The sequence below is a fragment of the Candidatus Clostridium helianthi genome (assembly GCF_045310795.1).
GTDB classification, from domain to species: Bacteria; Bacillota; Clostridia; order Clostridiales; family Clostridiaceae; genus Clostridium; species Clostridium helianthi.
The window spans coordinates 93,611-116,808 of sequence record NZ_JBJIAB010000007.1 but is presented as its reverse complement, the minus strand read 5'-3'; the positions used below and the strand labels follow the sequence as shown (position 1 = coordinate 116,808).

Annotated in this window: 21 protein-coding genes, 1 tRNA gene and 1 riboswitch; of the genes, 4 read left to right on the top strand and 18 right to left on the bottom strand. The window is 29.5% G+C overall.

From position 1 onward, the window contains the following. Window positions 1-4: 4 nt before the first annotated feature. The 11 genes from ACJDTP_RS07990 to ACJDTP_RS07940 form a co-directional block, all read right to left on the bottom strand. Window positions 5-1,195: a YgeY family selenium metabolism-linked hydrolase gene (locus ACJDTP_RS07990; RefSeq protein WP_406760886.1), complete on the bottom strand. Its 1,191-nt coding sequence runs from the start codon at window positions 1,193-1,195 to the stop codon at window positions 5-7. A gap of 16 nt (window positions 1,196-1,211) precedes the next feature. Continuing rightward, on the bottom strand, window positions 1,212-2,489 hold the full coding sequence (gene guaD / locus ACJDTP_RS07985) for a guanine deaminase (protein ID WP_406760885.1): 1,278 nt from the start codon (window positions 2,487-2,489) through the stop codon (window positions 1,212-1,214). 81 nt (window positions 2,490-2,570) lie between these two features. Next, a complete protein-coding gene (gene dpaL / locus ACJDTP_RS07980) occupies window positions 2,571-3,785 on the bottom strand; it encodes a diaminopropionate ammonia-lyase (protein ID WP_406760884.1) in 1,215 nt (404 codons plus the stop codon). A gap of 326 nt (window positions 3,786-4,111) precedes the next feature. Beyond that, complete coding sequence (locus ACJDTP_RS07975; protein WP_039768184.1) at window positions 4,112-4,648, bottom strand: helix-turn-helix domain-containing protein; 537 nt, start codon at window positions 4,646-4,648, stop codon at window positions 4,112-4,114. 469 nt (window positions 4,649-5,117) lie between these two features. After that, complete coding sequence (locus ACJDTP_RS07970) at window positions 5,118-7,121, bottom strand: methyl-accepting chemotaxis protein (RefSeq protein WP_078115821.1); 2,004 nt, start codon at window positions 7,119-7,121, stop codon at window positions 5,118-5,120. A 76-nt stretch (window positions 7,122-7,197) separates the two neighbouring features. Then, window positions 7,198-8,202: a BMP family protein gene (locus ACJDTP_RS07965; protein WP_078115820.1), complete on the bottom strand. Its 1,005-nt coding sequence runs from the start codon at window positions 8,200-8,202 to the stop codon at window positions 7,198-7,200. A gap of 75 nt (window positions 8,203-8,277) precedes the next feature. Then, window positions 8,278-9,219: an ABC transporter permease gene (locus ACJDTP_RS07960; protein WP_078115819.1), complete on the bottom strand. Its 942-nt coding sequence runs from the start codon at window positions 9,217-9,219 to the stop codon at window positions 8,278-8,280. After that, complete coding sequence (locus tag ACJDTP_RS07955) at window positions 9,219-10,289, bottom strand: ABC transporter permease (protein WP_039773871.1); 1,071 nt, start codon at window positions 10,287-10,289, stop codon at window positions 9,219-9,221. The genes ACJDTP_RS07960 and ACJDTP_RS07955 overlap by 1 nt, the downstream gene beginning before the upstream one ends. Continuing rightward, the gene (locus tag ACJDTP_RS07950) at window positions 10,286-11,821 is read right to left on the bottom strand and encodes an ABC transporter ATP-binding protein (protein ID WP_406760883.1); all 1,536 of its coding nucleotides are present in this window, start codon (window positions 11,819-11,821) and stop codon (window positions 10,286-10,288) included. The genes ACJDTP_RS07955 and ACJDTP_RS07950 overlap by 4 nt, the downstream gene beginning before the upstream one ends. 548 nt (window positions 11,822-12,369) lie before the next feature. Next, window positions 12,370-12,444: transfer RNA gene (locus tag ACJDTP_RS07945), tRNA-Trp, on the bottom strand. A 188-nt stretch (window positions 12,445-12,632) separates the two neighbouring features. Then, window positions 12,633-13,535, bottom strand: a complete 903-nt coding sequence (locus tag ACJDTP_RS07940) for a metal ABC transporter substrate-binding protein (protein ID WP_406760882.1) — start codon at window positions 13,533-13,535, stop codon at window positions 12,633-12,635. A gap of 447 nt (window positions 13,536-13,982) precedes the next feature. Between ACJDTP_RS07940 and tsaE the strand changes: the two genes are divergently transcribed. From tsaE to rimI, 3 genes are read left to right on the top strand one after another with little or no spacing between them, the layout of a single operon-like run. Next, window positions 13,983-14,444 carry a tRNA (adenosine(37)-N6)-threonylcarbamoyltransferase complex ATPase subunit type 1 TsaE gene (tsaE, locus tag ACJDTP_RS07935; protein ID WP_011967818.1) on the top strand — a complete coding sequence of 154 codons (462 nt, stop codon included), beginning with the start codon at window positions 13,983-13,985 and terminating at the stop codon, window positions 14,442-14,444. Further along, window positions 14,441-15,172: a tRNA (adenosine(37)-N6)-threonylcarbamoyltransferase complex dimerization subunit type 1 TsaB gene (gene tsaB, locus ACJDTP_RS07930; protein ID WP_406760881.1), complete on the top strand. Its 732-nt coding sequence runs from the start codon at window positions 14,441-14,443 to the stop codon at window positions 15,170-15,172. Before tsaE ends, tsaB begins: the two co-directional genes overlap by 4 nt. Then, the gene (rimI, locus tag ACJDTP_RS07925; RefSeq protein ID WP_077841452.1) at window positions 15,172-15,612 is read left to right on the top strand and encodes a ribosomal protein S18-alanine N-acetyltransferase; all 441 of its coding nucleotides are present in this window, start codon (window positions 15,172-15,174) and stop codon (window positions 15,610-15,612) included. The genes tsaB and rimI overlap by 1 nt, the downstream gene beginning before the upstream one ends. Before the next feature lie 152 nt (window positions 15,613-15,764). Here the strand turns inward: rimI and ACJDTP_RS07920 are convergent, their stop codons facing one another. The 7 genes from ACJDTP_RS07920 to kduD form a co-directional block, all read right to left on the bottom strand. Then, a complete protein-coding gene (locus tag ACJDTP_RS07920; RefSeq protein ID WP_077841451.1) occupies window positions 15,765-16,529 on the bottom strand; it encodes a DeoR/GlpR family DNA-binding transcription regulator in 765 nt (254 codons plus the stop codon). 195 nt (window positions 16,530-16,724) lie between these two features. Then, complete coding sequence (gene rd, locus ACJDTP_RS07915; RefSeq protein WP_023974876.1) at window positions 16,725-16,886, bottom strand: rubredoxin; 162 nt, start codon at window positions 16,884-16,886, stop codon at window positions 16,725-16,727. 772 nt (window positions 16,887-17,658) lie between these two features. Then, window positions 17,659-18,240, bottom strand: coding sequence for an ECF transporter S component (locus ACJDTP_RS07910; RefSeq protein ID WP_271812223.1), 582 nt, complete (start codon window positions 18,238-18,240; stop codon window positions 17,659-17,661). 188 nt (window positions 18,241-18,428) lie between these two features. After that, window positions 18,429-18,546, bottom strand: a riboswitch (FMN riboswitch). 158 nt (window positions 18,547-18,704) lie between these two features. Next, a complete protein-coding gene (locus ACJDTP_RS07905) occupies window positions 18,705-19,094 on the bottom strand; it encodes a bacteriohemerythrin (protein ID WP_078115817.1) in 390 nt (129 codons plus the stop codon). 317 nt (window positions 19,095-19,411) lie between these two features. Beyond that, window positions 19,412-20,038, bottom strand: a complete 627-nt coding sequence (locus ACJDTP_RS07900) for a bifunctional 4-hydroxy-2-oxoglutarate aldolase/2-dehydro-3-deoxy-phosphogluconate aldolase (RefSeq protein ID WP_011967811.1) — start codon at window positions 20,036-20,038, stop codon at window positions 19,412-19,414. Between the two features lie 88 nt (window positions 20,039-20,126). Then, entirely contained in the window at window positions 20,127-21,074 is a 948-nt protein-coding gene (locus ACJDTP_RS07895) for a sugar kinase (RefSeq protein ID WP_077841449.1), read from the bottom strand. A 132-nt stretch (window positions 21,075-21,206) separates the two neighbouring features. Next, entirely contained in the window at window positions 21,207-21,989 is a 783-nt protein-coding gene (gene kduD, locus ACJDTP_RS07890) for a 2-dehydro-3-deoxy-D-gluconate 5-dehydrogenase KduD (protein ID WP_406760880.1), read from the bottom strand. A gap of 243 nt (window positions 21,990-22,232) precedes the next feature. Between kduD and ACJDTP_RS07885 the strand changes: the two genes are divergently transcribed. Next, a complete protein-coding gene (locus tag ACJDTP_RS07885) occupies window positions 22,233-23,042 on the top strand; it encodes an IclR family transcriptional regulator (protein ID WP_078115814.1) in 810 nt (269 codons plus the stop codon). Window positions 23,043-23,198 lie beyond the last annotated feature (156 nt).

Here is a 23,198-nt window from a genome sequence, read left to right as displayed (position 1 = left end):
CTTCTTATTCCTCTAATCCTAATAATGTTTCCATTATCTTATAATAACCTTCACATGACTTGGATAACTGCTCTATTTCAATATATTCATCAATAGTGTGTGCTATGTTTTCTTTTGATGGACCAAATCCTATAGTTTTTATGTTAGCTTCTCCAGCATAATGACTTCCATTTGTACAGAAAGAATAGTTAGTTATCTTTGGATTCAACCCTATATCACATAAACCTTTGAAAGTATTTTGTACAAATGCTTCATTCTCTTTATAACACCATGCTGGAAAGAATCTTTCTCCTTTAATCACTTCTCCTGTATGACATTTCTCTGTTCCTTTAGCATAAGAGACCTTGTAATTAACATTAGATGATTCATTTTTCAACTCATCTATTAATTTTATTATTGGCTCTAAAACACCTTCTTTAGTTTCACCAACTAATAACCTTCTATCATAGGTTGCCTTACAATAACTTGGTACAACAGATGCCCCTGGATAAGGTGATGATTTAATATCTGTAAGTTCTAGAATTCCTTTTCCTAAAAACTCATCTTCTTCATATTTAATTTCTTGAAGCTTATTTATTATTTTAGATATGCTATAAACTGCATTTACTCCTTTTTCCGGATTAGCTGAATGAGCAGGAACTCCAAAGGTCTCAACTACAATTTCAGCACGTCCGCGTTGCCCTATTTTAAGATTAAGTTCAGAGGCTTCCCCTATTACCACATAATCTGGATTTACAAGTTCGCTTATATTTCTCGCTGCAACTCCTTCGAAACATTCTTCATGAACTACTCCAGCAATATATATTTCTCCTGGGAAATCCCTGTTATTGTCCTTGGCGAAATATTCTGCTGCAATTATCATAGCTGCTAAAGAACCTTTCATATCAGACGTGCCTCTTCCATAAATCTTATCTTCATCTATTTCAGCTCCAAAGGGATCATGTTTCCATTCTTCTGGGTTATTTACTGGAACTGTATCAATATGGGCATCAAAAAGTACTTTATTACCTGGTCTATTCCCTTTTATTTTTCCAATTATACTTCCATACTTATCTACAATAATTTCATCGAAGCCAATACTTTTCATATGCTCTTCCAAGCACCTAACTACCTCTCCTTCGTTACCTGAGTAACTCTGAATTCTAATAATATCTTGGCAAAGTTTTATTAATTTTTCTTTTCTATCCTTATCCATAAATAACCTACCCTTCTTATATTTCATTTCCACATACGTACCTATTTGTTATATTTTTCTTATCACCTAGATATACTAATCTTTCTAATCTTTCTTCAATTGTTCCTTTATCAATTTTCCATAGGTTATCATCATCTATTACTAAGGCATCAAATTCATATCCTTTTTCAAAGCTTCCAACCTTTCCGAAAAAACTTCCTCCACCTTTTGTTGCTAAGTAAAAAACTTCTTGAAGTGTTAAAGATTTTTCATCTTCCATAGAGCATGTTTTTCTTAATTTTGATATTCTAATTGCGCATGCCATTACAGAAAACATACTTAAACTTTCTCCACCAGCTATATCTGATCCAAGTCCTATTTGAACTTTTCTCTTTAATAGTTTATTTATCGGAGATATTCCACTTGATAAATTTACGTTAGAAGTTGGACAATGTGCTACTATAACACTATTTTTAACAATTGTGTCTATCTCTTCTTCTGTTAAATGAACACAATGAGCCATTATAGTTTTAGTTTGTCCAAAGAGATTTAATTGGTTATATACATCCGCATAATTTTTACATTCTGGGTGTAATTCCCTTACCCATTTAATTTCTGATAAGTTCTCTGATAGATGTGATTGAACTGGCATATTTCGGTTTGTTGCGATATTACCTAACGCTTTCATTAGGTATCCTGTACAACTTGGCACAAATCTTGGTGTGATTATAGGTCTTACGAATTTATATTTTTTACTACAATTCTCCAACCACTTTATAGTCATTTTTATTGACTCTTCACTGTCTTCTCTTAATATATCAGGACAATTTCTGTCCATATTCACTTTTCCCACATATGATATTATTCCTTTTTCTTCAATTAAGCTCATTAAAACTTCTGTAGCTTCAGGGTGAATTGTTGCAAAAATAACAGCTCTTGTAGTTCCTTCTGCATATAGGTCATCAGTAAATTCCTTATACACCTTTTTAGCGTAAGATAAGTCTTGAAATTTTGCTTCTTCTGGAAAAGTATATGTTTTAAGCCAAGGCAACAATTCTTTATCATACCCAATACCTTTTATGGCAAATTGAGAAGCATGAGTATGCAAATCTACAAAACCAGGAATTATAAGTTTGTTTCCATGATCATCAATCTTTATATTTTTATATCTTTCTGGCAACTCCCTATATACTCCCTCAACAAAATTCCCGCAAACTACTATATATCCACTTTCGACTATATTAAACAATTCACTTGTTTCTGTATATACTATATTTCCTTTTAAAATTTTAATATCATTTTTGCAACCTTTCATCTCATTCCACCCTCCTTAATTTTCCGGAATAAAAATTTTATAATTTCGGTAAGCGTCACATGAGTCTAAATTATATATTGTTTATCTATGGCTTGGGTACTTTCCATTCCATACTATATCTCTATAGCTTTCTTTATCTGTATTTCCTTCAGTGCTGAAGCAAAGTATTCTTGAATTTTCATCAAGCTTTAATTCTTCTTTTAACCATTGTAAATCCTTATTCTCGAAAATTTCTGCAATAAGCCCAATTGTAACTGCTCCGCTTTCTCCTGAAATAACCTTTTTATCACTCTCAACAGGATTTCCCATAACTCTCATGCCTTTTGCTGTTACATAGTCTGGACATGATACAAAATTATCACTATAGTCGCGTAGAACTTCGTACCCTATTCTGCATGGTTCTCCACAAGCAAGTCCTGCCATTATTGTATCCATATCACCTGTCACAAAATGGAGCTTTCCATCATTTTTCTCTGAAGTTCTATAAATGCAATCGGCCTTATTAGGTTCAACTATCGTTGTTATTGGTCTTTTTTCACCATAGACACTAGCAAAAAATCCTTGAACTGCTCCTGCAAAAGCTCCAACCCCTGCTTGTAAAAAAATATGTGTTGGCATATCTTCTTTCATTTCTTGCAACTGCATATATACTTCATATGCCATTGTAGTATATCCCTGCATAATCCAAGTTGGTATTTTTTCATAACCTTCCCATGCTGTATCTTGAACCATTACCCATCCATTTTTCTCAGCTAAATCATTTGAAAACCTTACAGCCTCATCATAATTCATATCAGTTATTGAAGCATCTGCCCCTTCGGCTTTTATATTATTTAATCTCTCTAATGAACTACCTTTTGGCATATATACTACAGATTTTTGTCTCAATCTATTCGCTGTCCATGCAACACCACGCCCGTGATTTCCATCTGTTGCAGTAATAAATGTTATATCCCCAAGTTCTTTTTTCACTTCATCAGAAGTTATTTTATCGTATGGTAGATTATCTATATCTTGTCCTAGTTTTTCAGCAATATAATTACCTATCGCATAACTTCCTCCAAGCACTTTAAATGCATTTAATCCAAATCTGTATGACTCATCTTTTACATATATATTACTCACACCTAAAGTACTAGCTAAATTCTTTAGTTCAGTAAGCGGAGTCATACTGTAATTATGAAAATTGCTATGAAATTTTTGTGCTTTTCTTGCAACATCAATATTTAAAAAATCTAATGATGTTTTCTTTTCATTTTTCCTTTTAAAATTAACATTCTTAAAATTTTCAGTCATTATGATTATCCTCTCTACTCTTAATACATAAAATCAATTGTTATTATTTTTACCTATACTTAATTTTTATGATACATCTTACTCTTATTAATTATTTAACAATAGATTACTGATAAGATGCCCCTTTGCACAAACCGTCTACTCTATGTTTATTTAATTAAAGAATACTATTCAATATCCCGTACCAATAAAAAAAAGCCACCACAAATGATCATGTGATGACTTCATCGTCAATATAAGTTTAATGTGACTAAATTTATTTAATGTATGTATAATATCATTTCTTAGAGATGTTGTCAATAAATTCATAATAATTGTATTATTTTTTAGAATTGAGGAGGAGTAATGGTTGAAATAAATATTAGTTCTTCTGAACCAGTATTAATAATTTGGTGTGGAGTTGTTCCAAAATAGTAAATTGTATCACCTTCTTCGAGGGTATACTCATCTGTGCCTATTTTTATCCACATCTTTCCCTTTAAAACATAGGTTACTTCTTCTCCGGGGTGAGTCAATGGTTCACTACAAGTCATGGCTCCTGGCTCCAGCTTAGCCATAAACATTTCAAGTTGCCTATCCATATCTGGGCATAGTAGTTCATATGTCATATGAGATTCTGAGAATCTTATTTTCTTCCTTTCATTATGTCTTACTACTGGGTTTTTAACCTTATTATCTATTAAAAAGTAAAACACAGCCACTCCCAAAACTTCTGCAATTTTTCGTAGTGATGAAATTGATGGCTCTGATAAATCTCTTTCTATTTGACTTAAAAAACCAGATGTCAAATCTGTTTTTTCAGCTAATTCCTTTAGGCTCAATCCTAATTGTTGTCTTCTTTCTCTTATTTTTTCTCCAATCATATAAAATCTCTCCTAATACTAAGAACATTTTTATAGAATTCCTCTAAAATCTCCTATTATCTATTATTTTATATAAGTAATAAATAATTTCAAACCATTATTCTATTTGGAATTCTAAATTTATAAAGTATAAAAAATATTATACTATTAAATATTCATTTTTAAACTATTTTATTGTTATAATATTATATAACAATAAAATTATAACGCAAAAACTATCTTTATGTATAAATTTACTTATTAATTTTTTTCGTTGATAATATCTAACTGTTATATCATATAAATCCTAATATCAACTATTAGCATTTAAATATGTATTACTTGTATCTTCCATAGTCATGATCTCAGTAAAAATGTTTTCTTATGACTCAAATGCGAATTTGAGCTGAGCCTACTTTATATAAACTATTATTAAATATTCGAAGCTTCGGTCGACACAAAACTATAGAAATTAAATTCATTGCATATCTTAATTTATCTTAAATCTTTTTATTTCTAAATTTAACTTTTCTGCTAATAATTGAAGCTCGTCTGCATATTCAGTATACTTATCCATAGCCCCACTTATTTCTTCTGTTGAAGCTGTCACTTCTTCTGATACAGCTGCATTTTCTTGTGATATAGATGAAATATTTTCAATTTCTGTTACTACTCTGCACTTTTTTTTATCTATATCAGCAACAGATAGTTTTACTTCCTCAACCTTATTGATCATCCCCCCAATTGAATTAAGAATTTCATTAAATATATCATGTGTGTTGTTAACTGATAAATCTTGTTCATTTATTACCTGTTCTGTAACTTTAATAGCCTTTACAACTGTATTTGACTTTTCTTGTATATTTACTATGATATTCTTTATTTCTTCTGTTGCCGTCTTAGACTGCTCTGCAAGTTTTCTTATTTCTTCTGCTACAACAGCAAACCCTTTACCAGCTTCACCTGCACGTGCAGCCTCTATACTTGCATTTAAAGATAAAAGATTAGTTTGCTCTGTTATTTGAGATATCTTTTCAGATATTGTATTTATTATTTTAGTACTTTCATTCATGTCCTGAACTATGTCGTTAACTTCATTAGACGCAAGTTTAGTTTTATTTGATTTTTCCGCTAATATATCTACCATAGATAATCCTTTAGATCCTAACTCTTTAGTTTTTTCAGAAAGCTTATCCATTTCATAAGAATTTTTACTAATTTTATCTAGTCTATTTGATAAATCATTCATTTCTAAAACTCCATTTTGGACATTTTGTGATTGAGTTGTTGCACCTTGTGAAACATCTTCTATTGCTTTTGAAACTTCACTTATAGAGGCTGTTACTTCCTGTGACATGCTAGCCAAATTTGATGAAGTTTCTAATACTGTTTTAGATGATTTTGTAACATTCTCCATAAGCCTTGATATATTTCTTATCATCTCATTAAAAGAGTTTGATAAATCCATAAATTCATCTTTTGTATATGTGACCATAGATACTGTTAAATCTCCCTTAGAAGCCTTTTCAAATACTCCTTTTAGTTTTTTTATATTTTCCGCTATACCTCTACTTAATAATAAGGATAAAATTATTGAAGTTAGACTTATAACTAAAGTTATAATTGATGTGGTAGTCAATATGGAATTCGTATCATTAATTATTTCTTTTTCATCTAATGTAGCTACTAATTTCCAGCCTGTAGCCTTATTGGTTTCATAAACTCCAAACCTCTTTACATTATTATCTTCATAAGTTACAAATCCCTTATCTTGAGTTTTTACATCTTGCCAAAATGATTGTTTAGATGCATTATCACTACCGATTAAATCTTTATTAGGATTAACTATCATATTTTTTCCTTCAATGTCAGAAATAAAAATATATCCTGTATTTCCTATTTTCTTTGTTCCTATCTTTTCTAAAAGAGTATCAACTGAAACACTCATTGCGCAGACACCTATTACATTTCCATCCCTTTCTACGGCTTTTGCTATAGCTACAACATTTTTTCCCGTTTGAGCATCTTGAAATGGTAAAGTTATTATTACTTGATGATTACCCTCAAGCGCTTTCTTATACCAACTTTTCTCTTTGGGATTATAACCATAGGGCATTTTTTCATTGGGGTATATTTCAAATTTTCCATCTTCTGTTGCAAAATATACACTATAAATATCTCTATTACTTTCTTTTACGTTCTGTAACATTGCTACTGTAAATGAATATGCTTCCTCCTTATCAGAATTAATAAAGTTATAATTACTTGATAACATGTTAGTCATGCTGCTAAAACCATTAAAATAATTATTAATTCCATCATTCATCTCTAAAAGTGTTTGCTGACTTGTTGTCTTTAATTTTTCGTTAAGAATTAACTTAGCTTGTTTATTAGAACCATATCCAAGAATAATTAATGGTATTATACATATTCCGAACAAACTAATAACCAGCTTAGTTCTAATACTATTTAATTTTAACTTATGTAACTTCATTTTTAACCTCCTTGATCTAAGTAAATTCTATATGATAAAAAAACCTCCGAGAAAACGGAGGCTTTTCATTTTTTAATTATTTTTTAATAAAGGTACCAGCCTTAATCTTATCAACTATCTCCAAATATTTACTCTTAATATCTTGTGGCACTTTATCACTTACTGTACCAACACTTAAAGATCCATTTTCAATATTTCCATATATAGTTTTATTACCAAACTTGCCGTTTATAACATCATCCATACAAAGTTTTATCATAGCTGCATTATCTGTCACTACACTAGAAATTATTATGCCAGATTTATCATCCTTTACAAGATCACTTGGCTGACCAATATCATATGTATTTGATTTATTAGCTAATGCTTGGCGTGCTCCTGAATCAACAGCACTTGCGTCACCAAACATTACGTCTACATTCTTAGATGTTATCATAGAATTTGCAATTTCCATCCCCTTTGCAGTGTCACTAAATGAACCTGCATAAGCTGATGCAACTTGGATATTTGGATTAACAGCTTTTGCTGCTGCTTCATAGCTTTCAAGTTTAGTTTTTGTAGTATCTAATTCCATACCTCCAATAAAACCAATATTATTAGTTTTGCTCATAAGACCTGCAAGAGCACCTGCCATTTGGCCTATTTGCTCTGCATCTGGTAAAAGAGAAACTATATTATCTGTTTCGACTGTACCATTTAATAATGCAAAATGTACATCCGGATAATCTTTGGCTACTTCCTTTACTGCATCTGAATATTGATTACCTGGTGCAAAAATCAAGTCATATCCTAAATCTGCATATGAACGTATGCTTTGAGCAAAATCCGCTGTCTTAAGGCCATCTGTATATTGAGTTTCAAAGCCCTTTTCTTTTGCAGCAGTAACCATCGCATTATAACATGCAGCTCCCCATCCCCCATCAGAAATTGAAGTATCAGAAATCATTGCAACTTTATAGGTTTTATTTTTTGCATCCTTTGAATCTTTTGTTGAAGTTTCAGTAGTTTTTGAACCTCCACACCCAGCTAGTAATGCAACTAATGTGCACATTGTTAATACTAATGATAATAATTTTTTCATATATTACCCCTCCATTTGTTTATTGCTTTTATCTATAATTATTGTAGGTAAAACCTATAATTTAGATTTCTTTTATTAACGTTCTTCTCTGAAATATGGTTTTCCATTTGCCTTTGGACCTGCCTTTTTTATTCCAAAGAATGCCAATGCAAATAGTGTACAAAGATATGGAATCATTGCAAGCAGCTGATAAGGAGTATCTGCGCTAGCTACCTGCATCCTTAATTGAAGAGCATCGGCAAATCCAAATAATAATGCTGCTAATAATACTCCGCCTGGCATCCATCTTCCAAATATTACTGCTGACAATGCAATAAATCCTCTTCCTGACACTACTCCATCGGAATATGTGTTAATATAACAAGTTGTAAGATAAGCTCCTCCAATACCAGCTAAAGCTCCACATATAATGCTTGCAATATATTTCTGTCTAACCACATGAATTCCTAGTGATTCTGCCGCCTTAGGATATTCCCCTACAGCTTTAAAATTTAAACCTGCCTTTGTCTTATTTAAAAATATTGCAGTTATAGGCACCATTAAATATGTGAAGTATACTATAGGTGTATGATCAAATAATACTGTACCTATAACAGGTATATCACTTAACAAAGGAATAGGCACCGCTTCCATTAAAGGGCCTTGTATTAATGATGAATTTATTCCAAAATATATCTTATAAATAAATGATGCTATAGCAGGTGCAAATATGTTAATCGCCATACCATAAACTATTTGTTCTGCACAAAGATGTATTACACAAAAAGCATAAATCATATTAACAAGTATTCCTCCAACTGCCCCTGCTAAAACTCCAATGTAAGGATTCCCTGTAGCATATCCTACTAAAAATCCAATAAGTGCACCAAAAGCCATAATTCCGTCAAGTCCAATGTTCACCAGTCCAGCACGTTCTGAATAAAGTTCAGCAATTGCTACCATTAAAATAGGAGTTGCCATACGCACTGTAGATAAAAGCAATTCTTGAATGAACGTTGCATTTAAAATGTCCCCCATTATCCTTCCACCACCTTTGTTTGTTTCTTTGAAGTTATATTAATAAAGAACTGTTTAACTTTTGGAAGATTAACAAGCGCACTTCCTGCAACTGCAAATACAATAACCAACGCTTGAATGATATCTATTACTGAAGTTGGCATACCAGTACCAACCTGCATTGTATTTGCTCCAGTACGTAATATTGCAAAAAGATACGCTACAAGCACAGTCCCTATAGGATTTAATTGGCCAATGAGTGCAATCGCCACACCGTCAAAGCCATATCCAGTTCCAAATCCAGACATTAGACGATATTGTACTCCGTGAAGTTCAACACTTCCACCTAGTCCAGCTATTGCTCCTGAAACTATAAATGACATTAACATAAATTTTTTAACAGAAAATCCATTATACATGGATGCTACTTCATTCATTCCCACTGCACGAAGTTTAAATCCTTTTGATGTGTAAAATAAAAAATAATATATTACAAGAGCTAAAACTATAGCAATTATAAAACCAGTATGTACGTTAGATCCAAACACTCGTCCAAGTTTTAAAGCATCACTGACAGCCTCTGTCTGAGGAACATTTCCTTCTCTTAAAGGACCTGTATAGAGATATCCCATAAAAAGTACGGCCACATAGTTGAGCATAATGCTAACTATCATTTCGTTTAATCCCCTTGTAATTTTCAATATTCCCGGAATAGCACCCCAAATTCCACCAGCTGCTGCTCCTAGCACTAAACTTAATATAATAAGCCAAACTCCTGATACACCTTTTAAAGTTACTGAAATCCATATACTAGTTACAGCACCAATAATAAATTGACCCTCTGCTCCTAAATTAAAGACACCACATCTATATGCAAAGGTTGCTGCAAGTCCCGTAAAAATTAAAGGTATTGCTTTAACTAATGTCTTCCCAAAACTTGTTAAATTTCCAAATGCACCTTTAAATAAATACAAGAAAGCCTCTCCTGGATTTCCTCCAATAGTTGTAATCAATATTGCACCCACTATAAAAGCACATATTATTGAAATGATAGGTATAAACATTTTAATTAAGACATTTTTTAATTTCATACTAATACTTCCTCCATATTTTCATTAGTTTTTCCAGCCATAGCAAGGGAAATTTCGTTAATTGGAGGATTTTCACCTGAAAATATACCAACAATTTTTCCTTCAAACATTACTAAAATTCTATCTGACAATTTTAATACTTCATCAAAATCTGCACTTATAAGCAAAACTCCACAGCCTTTATCTCTAGAGGCTATCATCTTATCATGAACATATCTTGTAGCTCCTACATCTAACCCTCTTGTTGGATGTACTGCTACCAAAAGTTCTGGATTTTCTTCTATTTCACGTGCTAAAATAATTTTCTGCTGATTACCACCAGAAAGGTTTCTTGTTTCCTGTTCTACTGAATCACATCTGATATCATATTTTTCTTTCATCTTGTTCGCATATTTCGTAATTTCTTTTTTCTTTAAAAACCATCCTTTACCCAGAGAAAATTGTGATTTTTCTATATCTTTAAGTACCATATTCTCCTTAATGGTCATATTTCCAATAAGTCCCATCTTATTTCTGTCTTCAGGTATATGTGAAACACTTGAATTTATAAAATTTTCCGGTAAGAATTTTGAAATCCTCTTTGATTTCAGCAAAACTTGTCCATTATCTGGTGAAATAACTCCTGTTACCAGTTGAGCTAATTGAGATTGCCCATTGCCATCAACACCTGCAATGCCAACTATTTCCCCTTTACCAATAGTTAATGAAATATCAAATAATCCATTATGTTTTGATTTCTTATTATAATCTACATGTTCTATTGAAATAATATTTTCTTTTGTACTTTTAACTTTCTTATATTTACTCTGAACTAACTCTCGTCCTATCATAAGATTTGCAAGTTCTTCTGAGTTTGTATTATTTTTATCTAATGTTTTAATTGTTTCTCCTTGTCTAAGAATAGTTATTTTATCACTAATTTCTAAAACTTCTCTCATCTTATGAGATATAAAAATAACGGACTTCTTTTCACTTATAAGCTTTCTAATAATTTCAAATAATCCAACAACTTCAAGATCTGTTAATGCTGCTGTCGGCTCATCTAAAATTAATAACTCCGCTCCTCTGTATAATGCCTTAAGTATCTCAACCTTTTGCTGTTCACCTAATGATATTTCTGTTATTTGTTTATCAAGTTCTACATTTAGTTCATACTTCTTCGCAAGCTCCATTATTTCTTTTCTAATAATGTCTTTTTTAATAAAAATAGATTTATCTTTTGTTATTCCTAATATTATATTTTCAAAAACAGTCATAGCCTCCACAAGCATAAAATGCTGATGTACCATACCAATTCCCATTTTAACTGCCTTTGCAGGAGAATCTATTTTCACTATATTCCCATTAATGTGTATATTTCCTTTCGTTGGTTGGTACAATCCCACAATAATATTCATAAGTGTACTCTTTCCTGCTCCATTTTCACCTAAAAGAGTATGAACTTCACCTTTGTTTATTATTAAATTAATATTATTATTTGCAAAAACATTGTTAAATTTCTTTGTCATATTTTCTATTCTAAGAAATTCCACTCTATAATTCCTCCCATATAAATATTTTTCTAGTAAAATAAAAAAGTCTTATTCCATAAATTACGGAATAAGACTTCTCTGTCTAATTTAAATTATATTAATTTTTTTTACTTATACTAAACTATATCCACATTATATATTCTTTATTTTTCATTGTCAACATTTTTCAAATTAATTATTTTAGTTCTACTATTGGTTTATAATAACATCTTATATCAACTTTTGCATTACAAATTCTTATAATATATAAATGTACAACTTATGTTTGATTAATATATCTTTAATTTGCTTATTAAAGCAAATATTCTACATTTTCATGCTGCAATAGCAACATATAATCAACTTTAAATATTGGCATACTATAAAATACTTTTTAATTTCTAAAATTACTTTGTATGAATTTCTTTTTGATTAAATCTTGCTCTATGATAAATATTAGGAAATAAATTCCGAAAACTTTTAATAATATAAAGCTACGTCTTTCACTAGGTCCTAAGAGTTTATTTTTGCAAGTAAAAAAATCGTAGTACAATGTACTACGATTTTTGTGGCAGGGGCAGTAGGATTTGAACCCACAACCAATGGTTTTGGAGACCACTACTCTACCGTTGAGCCATACCCCTAAGACAATAATCATTATATAACATATCTATAAAGAAATCAACTTATTTTTATAATTAATTATCATGAAAATAAAACTACACTAAATAGAAGATACTTTATATTTATATTCAAAATTTACAGATTCTTTAGTGCAGTATATAATCATATCTAATAATAAAAGGATATATAACTCAAAAAATAAGTAATTCTATTTTACATTACTAGAATTTACGACTTCATTGGGTTTAGCCCATTTTGATAATTCTTTTATATTGTATAAAATCAAATCATCAAAAGACATATCTCCATAATATTTCCACAGCTTTATAGTATTATAACCTGACAAATCTAATTTTGTTCCTTTTTCACCATCAACTATTATTATTATTTTTTTAGGATCTAAATTATTAATTTTTATAAACTCACTTAACTCATGATTATCAAGCTGAATAGTGTTTAAATTTAAAGACTTAGTTAAATAATCAAAATCATTATTTAATGTAATAAATTTATATTCACTTAAGGATTTTAGTTTTTCACTATATTCCTTTATGCTAGTATCAAAATTTTTGATAGCTTCATTATAATTTTCCTCATAATAATCTCTATTTTGAGGATCTCTATCTTGAATAGCTGCTTTTACATTGTATAATGCTATCTTATACTCTTCTATGCCTTCAAAATAGTAAGGATTTTCTTTAGTGTCATTATCATGCCCATAATTTAATAATTTTATGCCTCTAGCTAAATTTATTATCCCAAGGTTTCCTTTCTTCAATTCACTAATTAGTGAATCACTCCATGGTTCAAAAGATGTACCGGAATATATAAATAAATCCATATTGGATATATTATTTAAAACATCTTCACTATATTTAAATTCACTAATATCTTTCTCATTAGTAAACATATACTCTGCATTATTCTTTTCCTTTATAATTTTTTTAACCATATAATATTGTGGTTTATTAACTGTCATTATATTTAGATATTTATCTCTGCTTTCAGTTCTATTATTCTCAGTATTAGCTAATAAAGGATTTGAAAAAAAACTCATACCAAAAGACAATGCTATGGTTATTATAACCATGGCAAAGGTAATTTTCTTCAAAGACAAGTCACCTCCAAAATTTAACTGACTTCATTTATAACTTTATTTTTAATATGTACTGTAATTAATTTCTTAAGTTAATTATTAATTAACATTTATTAGGTTAAACATAAAATAATTCACTTTATATATATTGAGTTACATATGTTACCTCAGTAATTACTCTGTTAATTAAATTTTAGCATATACCTGTTCTTATTATACCAACTAATTTAAAATAAATATATACAAATTTATTACATTTTTTTGGATGCTTATTTCCTGTTTTATATAATTAAATTAGTTAATACATTATTAATTTGCTTTTATGCAATTTTGAGATAAAATAAAAAGATGAGAGTTTGTAGATTTAACAATTATTAGGTTCTATACATAATAACTATATGTAAGTTATTGATATAAAATTCTAATTAATAAGAATTAATTCTCACTTAAAGGAGGCACTTCATGGAATTTGAAATTTATAATGTAGATGATACTGCTAAATTAGGAATAAATTTAGGCAAATTATTAAATGCCGGTGATATAATCTGCTTAACTGGTGATTTAGGTGTAGGTAAGACTCATATTACAAAGGGCATAGCTAAAGGATTAGGCATTAACGATAATATTACTAGTCCAACATTTACTATAGTGAACGAATATGATAGCGGTCGATTAAAGCTCAATCATTTCGATGTTTATAGAGTAAGTGATCCTGATGAAATATATGCAATTGGATTTGATGATTATATATTTTCAGATGCAGTATCAATAATAGAGTGGGCAAATTATATAGAAGAAATTCTACCAAATGACTTACTTCATATAGATATAAAGAAAGATTATAGCAAAGGCGAAGATTATAGGAAAATCACGCTAAATGCTTATGGAAAAAGATATGATTATATAAAGGAGTTGAAAATATGATTATTCTTGCCGTAGATTCATCTTCTAAAGTGGCAACTGCTGCTTTGATGAAAGATGATAAACTACTTGGAGAAATTACATTAAACGATAAGAAAGAACACTCTATAATACTAATGTCTATAATTCAAGAGTTGCTAAACAATAACAACTTAAGTATTGATGATATTGATGGCTATGTTATTTCAAAGGGTCCCGGTTCATTTACTGGACTTAGAATAGGCATGGCAACAATAAAAGGTCTTAGCTTGGGAAGTAACAAGCCTTACATTAGTGTTTCTAGTTTAGATGCACTTGCATTTAGCGTATCTAATTTCGATGGTATAATATGCCCTATAATGGATGCTTTAAGAAATAGTGTTTATACTTCACTATATAAAGGAGAATATACTTGCAATAACAATAATGATTCAAATTCACCTATAAAATTGGAACGTCTATTAGATTATTCAGCATTGGATATTGATGAACTTATAGAAATAATTAAATCCAAAACTGAAAAAGTTATTTTTATAGGCGATGGTGTTGATAAATATAAAGATTATTTGATTGATAATTGTCCAAATTCATATTTTCCTCCTAATCACCTTAATTTAATTCGTGCCTCTTCATTAGGCGAAATAGGCAGCATACTATTAAAGAACGGAGAATATGACGATCCAAATTCCGCTCCAGTTTATCTTAAAAAATCTCAGGCTGAAAGAGAATACGAGCAAAGGATGAGATTATAGTGAATATAGCTATAAATTTAATGAAAGAAGAAGATATAGATGAAATTTTAGATATAAGCTCGTTGAGCTTTTCTATATGCTGGAGCAAAAGTTCTTATATGCAGGAACTAACCAATCCTGTTGCTAAATATTTTGTTGCTAAAGTTGATGATAAAGTTGTAGGATTTGCTGGAACATGGATAGTATTGGATGAGGCTCATATAACAAACATAGCAATACATCCAAACTATCGAAAACAAGGAATAGCCTCTAAACTCCTAGAAGAATTACTATCTTATTGTAAATCTCAAGGGTGTGTAGCATATACTCTCGAAGTTAGAAAAAGTAACGCCGCTGCCAAAGCCCTTTATGAGAAATATAACTTTAAACAAGAGGGAATTCGAAAAGGGTACTATGAAGATAACAAGGAAGATGCTATTTTAATGTGGTTAAAGGAGTAATATCTCAATTGCAAATTTCTGTGCTTAGGTAAACATATCAAAGAGACAATTAATGCAATCATTATGTTCAAATTGCATAAATTGTCTCTTTACACTTATCATCAATTTATATGTAGCAAAAAACTACCTCTACTAATTGATTCACTTCTATTCTATATCAATTCAATTTCATTACTTTCTAATACATCTATAATTTGTTGATTAGGCTTTTCATCCGTTATTATGGCATTTATATCATCAATCATTGCAAATTTATAATTACCATCTACAAAAAATTTCTTGTTCTCCATAACTAAAAATGTCTTTTTACTAGATTGTATTATTGTAGCCTTAGTGATTCCATCCTCAATTTCAAAAGTAGTTATACTTTTGTCAAAGGCATCAATTCCACAACTTCCTATAAAAGATTTATCGAATTTATATTTTTTAATAAAATCATTAGTTGAAGATCCAATAAAGCCATTAAGAGATTTATTTAAAACCCCGGCTGCAACTACAACCGTAATATTATTGGTTGCTTTTGCTAAAATATTTGCTATCTCCAACATATTTGTTACTACAGTTATTCTTTTTTGAGTTGTCAAAATAGATTTAGCTATAAGAATATTAATTGTTGATAAATCTAAAAATATAGTTTCCCTATCTTGTATTAGCTCTAAGGCTTTCTTAGCAATTATGCTTTTAGTTGAAATATCTATCTTCTCTCTTTCTGAAATGTCATACAACTGAGATGATTCCCTTATTTGGATCGCACCTCCATACGTCCTTTTTAGCTTTCCCGTATGCTCAAGCTGTTTTAAATCTTTTCTAATACAATCTTCTGTTACATTAAACTTTTTACTTAAATCCTTAACTTTAACTTTTCCATATGTATTTAAAATATTTAATATTTCGTTTAGTCTCTCTTCTGTAAACATATCTATGCATTCTCCCATTTTTATTATTTAGGACCTTGTGGTAAATAATTAATCTAAATATATTATAAGGGACTTTCAAAATCTAATAAAATTATTTTGATAGCCCCTTATATCTATTGTTTTTAAATATTTTATTCTTATTTATAAATTTTCTAAAATAATTATATAGTCAAATTTAAATTAAAACAATATCTATTATTGTTCTTTTTCAAAATCTGATTTTGGAACTCCACATAATGGGCAAACCCAATCGTCTGGAATATCTTCAAATTTTGTTCCAGGTGCAACTCCATTATCTGGATCACCTGCTGCCTCATCATAAATATAACCACATACTGTACAAATATATTTTTCCATAAAAAAACCTCCCTTAGATTTGATAATTAAATATTAATAAATACATATCTTACTATGTTAATCTATCATCTTGTAAAATATATATCAATTAAGCGCTTCTGCATTTATTGTAATGAGCTAATTAGAATGACCTTTAATTTAAAGGTTTCTATAATTATATCATTTTTGTGACTTCTTGCAGAGTTAATAATTTAACTACTACCTCTTTATTATTACTTGTTATTCCTTTTGATATACATTTAGCCATTCGTCTTGTTGCATTCCAAATGCTATGATAAATTATTATGATCTCATTTTCTTTATATTCACTTGATCATTAAATATCTTCTTTAATCTTTTAATGTTTTCTATATATATAATACCAAATAATCCATTATTGATCAATAATTATTATTAATTAATTTTAACTTTCTACTAATAAATTTACTTCATCACTTTTGGGATAATAAATATTAATACATCTAAAAACTATAATATATCTGTTTAAAGTTAATTATTTATATATTATTATAACCAGTATGCAAAATTAAATCTAAATTATAAATTTGAAAGGAGAAAGCACTCCTCTTTATTTCAATAGTTACTATTAAAATTTGATCCTACATTAAATAAATTATCATCTTTAGCTTATTTAATAATCATGTTAAAAATCAATTTAATATAAATGCTTATATATAATACTAAATTTATATACCAACCAATATACAATAAAAAGCTGTAACAAAATTCGAATTATTTTGTTACAGCTTTTTTTACTTATATTATTTTAAAATTATACAATTTTTGTCTTATTTTCTGAGCTACCAAAGTTTGGTTCAACCTTAAAAATTGAAACAGATACTTTTTTGTATAGAATATATGTTAATACTGACACCATAATGGCCTTTACTCCATTGAAAGCTAGTAATGCCCAAACATAATTCTGTAACATATCTGCTGGCATCTTCATCCCATAAGCTGGCAATAATAAATATATGTTACCCACAATTCCCATTGCCTCCATTGCAATTCCACCTATTATCATTCCTAATATTGCATTTTTCTTGTTCTTATTTCTATAGTAAATAAATGATGCTGGTAAAATTAATGCTGTTCCAAACAAGAAGTTTGCTGTCTCTCCAACAAAACCTGTTTGACTTCCTCTAATTAATGGAACCAAAAGATTTTTTATTAATTCTATTATTACCCCTGCTACAGGACCAAATCCAAAAGCACCCAACAATGCTGGTACATCACTCAAATCTATCTTAAGCCATGGAAACGCAGGTATTATTGGAAAATCAAAATACATAAGTATAATTGCAATTGCTGATAATAAAGAGATTTTGATTAATTTACTTGTTTTTTCATTCATATTCTTTGCCTCCCAAAAGATTATCTTCTTGGTGTAGCTTATTAGGAATTTAGTATCAAAGTATTCTTATTACATTATTTACTCCTGAATTATTTGCAATACTTATAAAAAAATAAAAAGCCCTGATGTAAAATACATCAGGGCATACATTCAGTAAGTAATAATAAATCAAGTTTCAATTCCTAATAGGTTACCTTCTTTCATCCAGACTATACTGTCGGCCTCGGAGTTACACCGAATCTGCTTTCTTAAAAGCTCGCGGGCTATACCGCCGGTAGGGATTTACGCCCTGCCCTGAAGATATATATTTTATTTTCTTTATTATATAACTTTAATCAATACTTTGCAACATCTATTTGAGTACTCTTTACATTTTTAAATTTATAATAAAAAAAAGAGTAAGATTTCTATATCTCACCCTCACCGCAAAATAATTATAATAAAACGTTTTTATTATAATTATACTATTCTCCTATGAGCTTATCAGTTTTCAATATATGCTCTGTTAACCAATCATTTAAAAAATTCAAAAGTTTTATTAAACTCTCATCTTGATTTTCATCAATGTTTTTGTAATCTATTTCTTCAAGACTTTTAATAAACTTATCATGCTCAACTTTTTGAGTAAAGAGTCTTTTATAATTTATGCTTTTCATATATTCTTCTTCTGACTTGAAGTGGAAAATTGTGTAATCCTTTAGTTCATCCATAATATGTATTATCTTATCATACTTATCAATTGCAAATTCATCTTTTAACAGCGTATAAGCTTTATCTGCCAATTCAAAAAGCTTTTTGTGTTGCTCATCAATCTGATCAATTCCGATTTTGTATTCTTCCTTCATTTCATACATGTATAATACCTTCCTTCTACTCATTATTTTAATTATACTCGGTCCATTTTTTATTAATATATCATTTTTTTAATATAAAGTCACTATCATTAGTCTTTTATTCAATAGATAAATTTCTAAATATAAATTGCAAATTGATATTATTTAACCCTACATTTTAAATAATATTAACAGTATCTGTTGCTTTCTAAAACAATCTGCCTTTTAACATAACTATTTTATAAATATCTAAAAAAAATAGCTCAGAAAATCATTAATAAAAAAAGATTTAAAGCACTTAATTTTATTGATTAAGTGCTTTAAATCTTTACTGAAAATTATAAATTTTTAACTTTACTTATAACATCTGCGCAATATTCTTTTACACCTGCAACACCGTTACTTTTATAAACTTTATTTAAATCGCTACCTATACCGCTACAATCTGCTCCTGCTTGTATCCATTCACTTATATTATCTTTGTTTACGCCTCCAGTAGGCATAACGCTAAGATCTGGGAATATTGATTTTGCTGCCCCTATAAATGCCTTTCCGACAACATTACCTGGGAATACTTTAATAAATCTCAAACCTAATTTGTAAGCCTTATTTAACTCTGACATTGTCATTAAGCCTGGAATTATTAATGCTTTTCTTTGATTTGCATAAGCAATTACATCTTCATCTATACAAGGAGAAACAATAAAATCAGAATTGTTTTCAATACATGCATCTACAGCATCTTTTGTTAACACTGTTCCAGCACCAACACAAGCATTTTTATATTCTTCTTTTAATTCTTTTATTAACTTTGGTGCATTTGGTACACTCATAGTTACCTCTATAATTTTCATTCCGCCTTCAATTGCTGCTATACTTATTTCTTTTGCTTCTTCATATGTCTTAGTTCTAATAACAGCTACTGCCTTTTCTTCTTTTAATGTATTATATATTTTTTCAAACATTATTTATTACACCTCATCTTTAATTTATTTTATTTAAAATTAATCTACATCATTCATAAAATACTTTATTAAATACAAATATCTATTCTTAACGTTCTATTTTCTTTGCTTGCCCTAAATGTACTAAAACATCATCATAGTAAGGTAGTCCCTCATTATCGCCTTCGACACCTACAACTAATGATCCAACTGCATTTGCAAATCTAACACAATCTTCTAGTGACTTACCTTTCAATAAGGCCGTTAAAAATCCTGCCGCAAATCCATCGCCTGCACCTACTGTATCAACTAAAGCTTTTGGTTTAATAGCTTCAATATCATAAATATTTTTACCATCTGAACCTATTGCTCCCTTGGCTCCTTTTTTAACTATTACTTTTTCTATTCCTTTATTATGGAAAACTTTTATTGCTTCTTCTATATTTGCATCTCCCAATAATATCTCTATTTCTTCATCACCTATTAAAAGAATATCAACATAAGGTAAAAGTTTTTCTATATAGTTTTTTGCTTCTTCCTTAGTCCACATCTTTAATCTGATATTTGGATCAAATGATATTATAAGATTATTTTTTTTAGCTAATTTTACTGCTTCTAATATAACTTCTCTATTATTTTCAGTTATTGAAGGAAAAACGCCTGTAATATGAAGCACTTTCGCATTTTTTATATATTCCTCATTCAATTTCTTTGCATCCATTGTACTAGTTGGTGATTTTTCTCTATAATAAAACGATCTACTTGATCCATCAGATAAAACTTCTCTGAAATACACTGAAGTTGGATATCCATCAACAAGTTGTACTTCTGATGTGTCTATCCCCTCACCTCTTACAGTCTTTAATATATATTTACCGAAATCATCATTTCCTAATCTACTTATCCATCCAGATTGCAATCCTAATCTTGCACATCCCATTGCAACATTTAATTCTGCTCCACCTACTTTTCTTTTGAATGTGTCACAAAATATTATTGGTCCTTTTTCTTGAGGACACATTGCAATCATTGCATCTCCTATAGTAATTACGTCCATAAATACACCACTTTCACTATATATTTGTTTTTAACCCTACCAAATAATCTAGAGATAGATTTCCATATCTATACTTTTGATAAGGCCATTTTTTAATTTTAGTCAATATTTATATATAATTTTGAATACTGATTATCTTACTAACCATCCTCCATCAACTGCTAGAATATGGCCATTAACATAATCAGATGCTCTACTTGCTAGAAATACTACTGCTCCCATTAAGTCAGATGGTTCAGCCCATCTATCTGCTGGTATTCTTCCCTGGATTTCTGCATTTCTTTCTTTATCTGCTCTTATTGGCTCAGTATTTGCTGTCTTTATATATCCAGGTGCTATCGCATTTATTTGAATATTTTTACTCGCTAATTCATTAGCAAATGCCTTTGTTATACCTGCAACTCCATGTTTACTTGCTGTATATGGAGGCACGAACTTTCCACCCTGAAATGATAACATAGACGCTATATTTATTATTTTACCAGAGCCTTGTTTAACCATTATTTTAGCAACTTCTTGACTTAAGAAATATACAGCATTCAAATTAATATCCATAACTGCGTTCCAGTCTTCTTCTTTATAATCAAGAAGAGGTGTTCTTCTTATAGTTCCAGCGTTGTTTACCAATATATCTACTTTCCCATAAGATTTCATCGCAGAATTAATCACATCCTGCCTTCCTTCTTTTTGTGTTAAATTTGCTTTCACAAATATGACTTTTCTGCCTTGTTTTTCTATCAATTCTCGTGTATCATCCCAATTATCACCGTGGGTAGAAATAACTAAATCTGCTCCTGCCTTAGCTAATGCAACTGCATATCCTTGTCCAAGACCTGTATTTCCTCCAGTAACTATTGCCACTTTTCCATCTAATCTAAAAAAGTCCATTGAAAACTGATCCAAAATGTTTTCCATTATCTATTCTCCCCTTTCCATATAAATATTTCCATCCTTATATGTATTATTAAATTTTTTCAACGCGCGCCATCGTTCCGTACTGTGGAACGCCGTTTCATTTATTATCTTAATTCTAATATCATCACTTACAATTGTCAATGATACTGATATAAAAATAAAATTTTTAACTTTTTATTTGTTAAAATTAAAATTAAACATTACAATGTAGTATAAAGATAAAACTATTTAGGAGGATTTTATATGTCAGAGGATTTAAGCAATCCAAACTTAGTTCAATCAGTGGAACGTGCTCTTGATATACTTGATTGCTTAGCCGAATATCCAAAAGGATGTGGAATTGCTGAATTGTCAAAAAATTTAGGTTTAAGCAAGAGTACCATACATAGAATAATTACAACTTTAAAATATAAAGAATATGTTACACAAAATACAGAAAACGATAAATATCAATTAGGAATTAAGCTTCTTAACTTATCTTCTTCTATAACAAATAGTATGGATTTAATAAATGTCGCCAGACCTCATATATATGACTTTGCTAATAAGTTTGATGAAGTAATACATCTTTGTATTCCTGACGAATCATTTAATAACATAATTTATGTAGATAAAGTATCTTCCGAAAATACTAGTAGAAATATAATAATGTCTTCTAGTATAGGAAAAAAAGCGCCTATTTATTGTACTGCTTCTGGTAAATTGATATTATCTCAATATTCTGATGATAAAATAAGAGAATTATTAAAAGATACAGAATTCATAAAATATGCTGAGAACACAATAACTGATATAAATGTTCTTATAGAAGAAATTCATGTTATAAGAAAGAACCTATATGCATTAGACAATATTGAATACGATACGGGTGTTATATGCATAGCTGTTCCTATTTTTGATAGAACTAATAAAATTATTGCCGCAACTAGTCTCTCATCTGTAACACTCTTTAATACTATGGATGATTTATTAAAATACAAAGACGAATTTATGAATGTAGCTAAAAATATTAGCCGACTTATGGGATATGCATATTATACAGATATAAAATAAATATTTGGAATAAAAGATTAATAAATTTCAAATATAAAAAGGCTGGAATTTAAATAAATTACATACATTTGCTTAAGTTTATAAATAAACATTCCGCAAGTGTATGTAATTCATTTTTATTTCACATAACTTCGATAGTATGAGTTAAAATTTAAC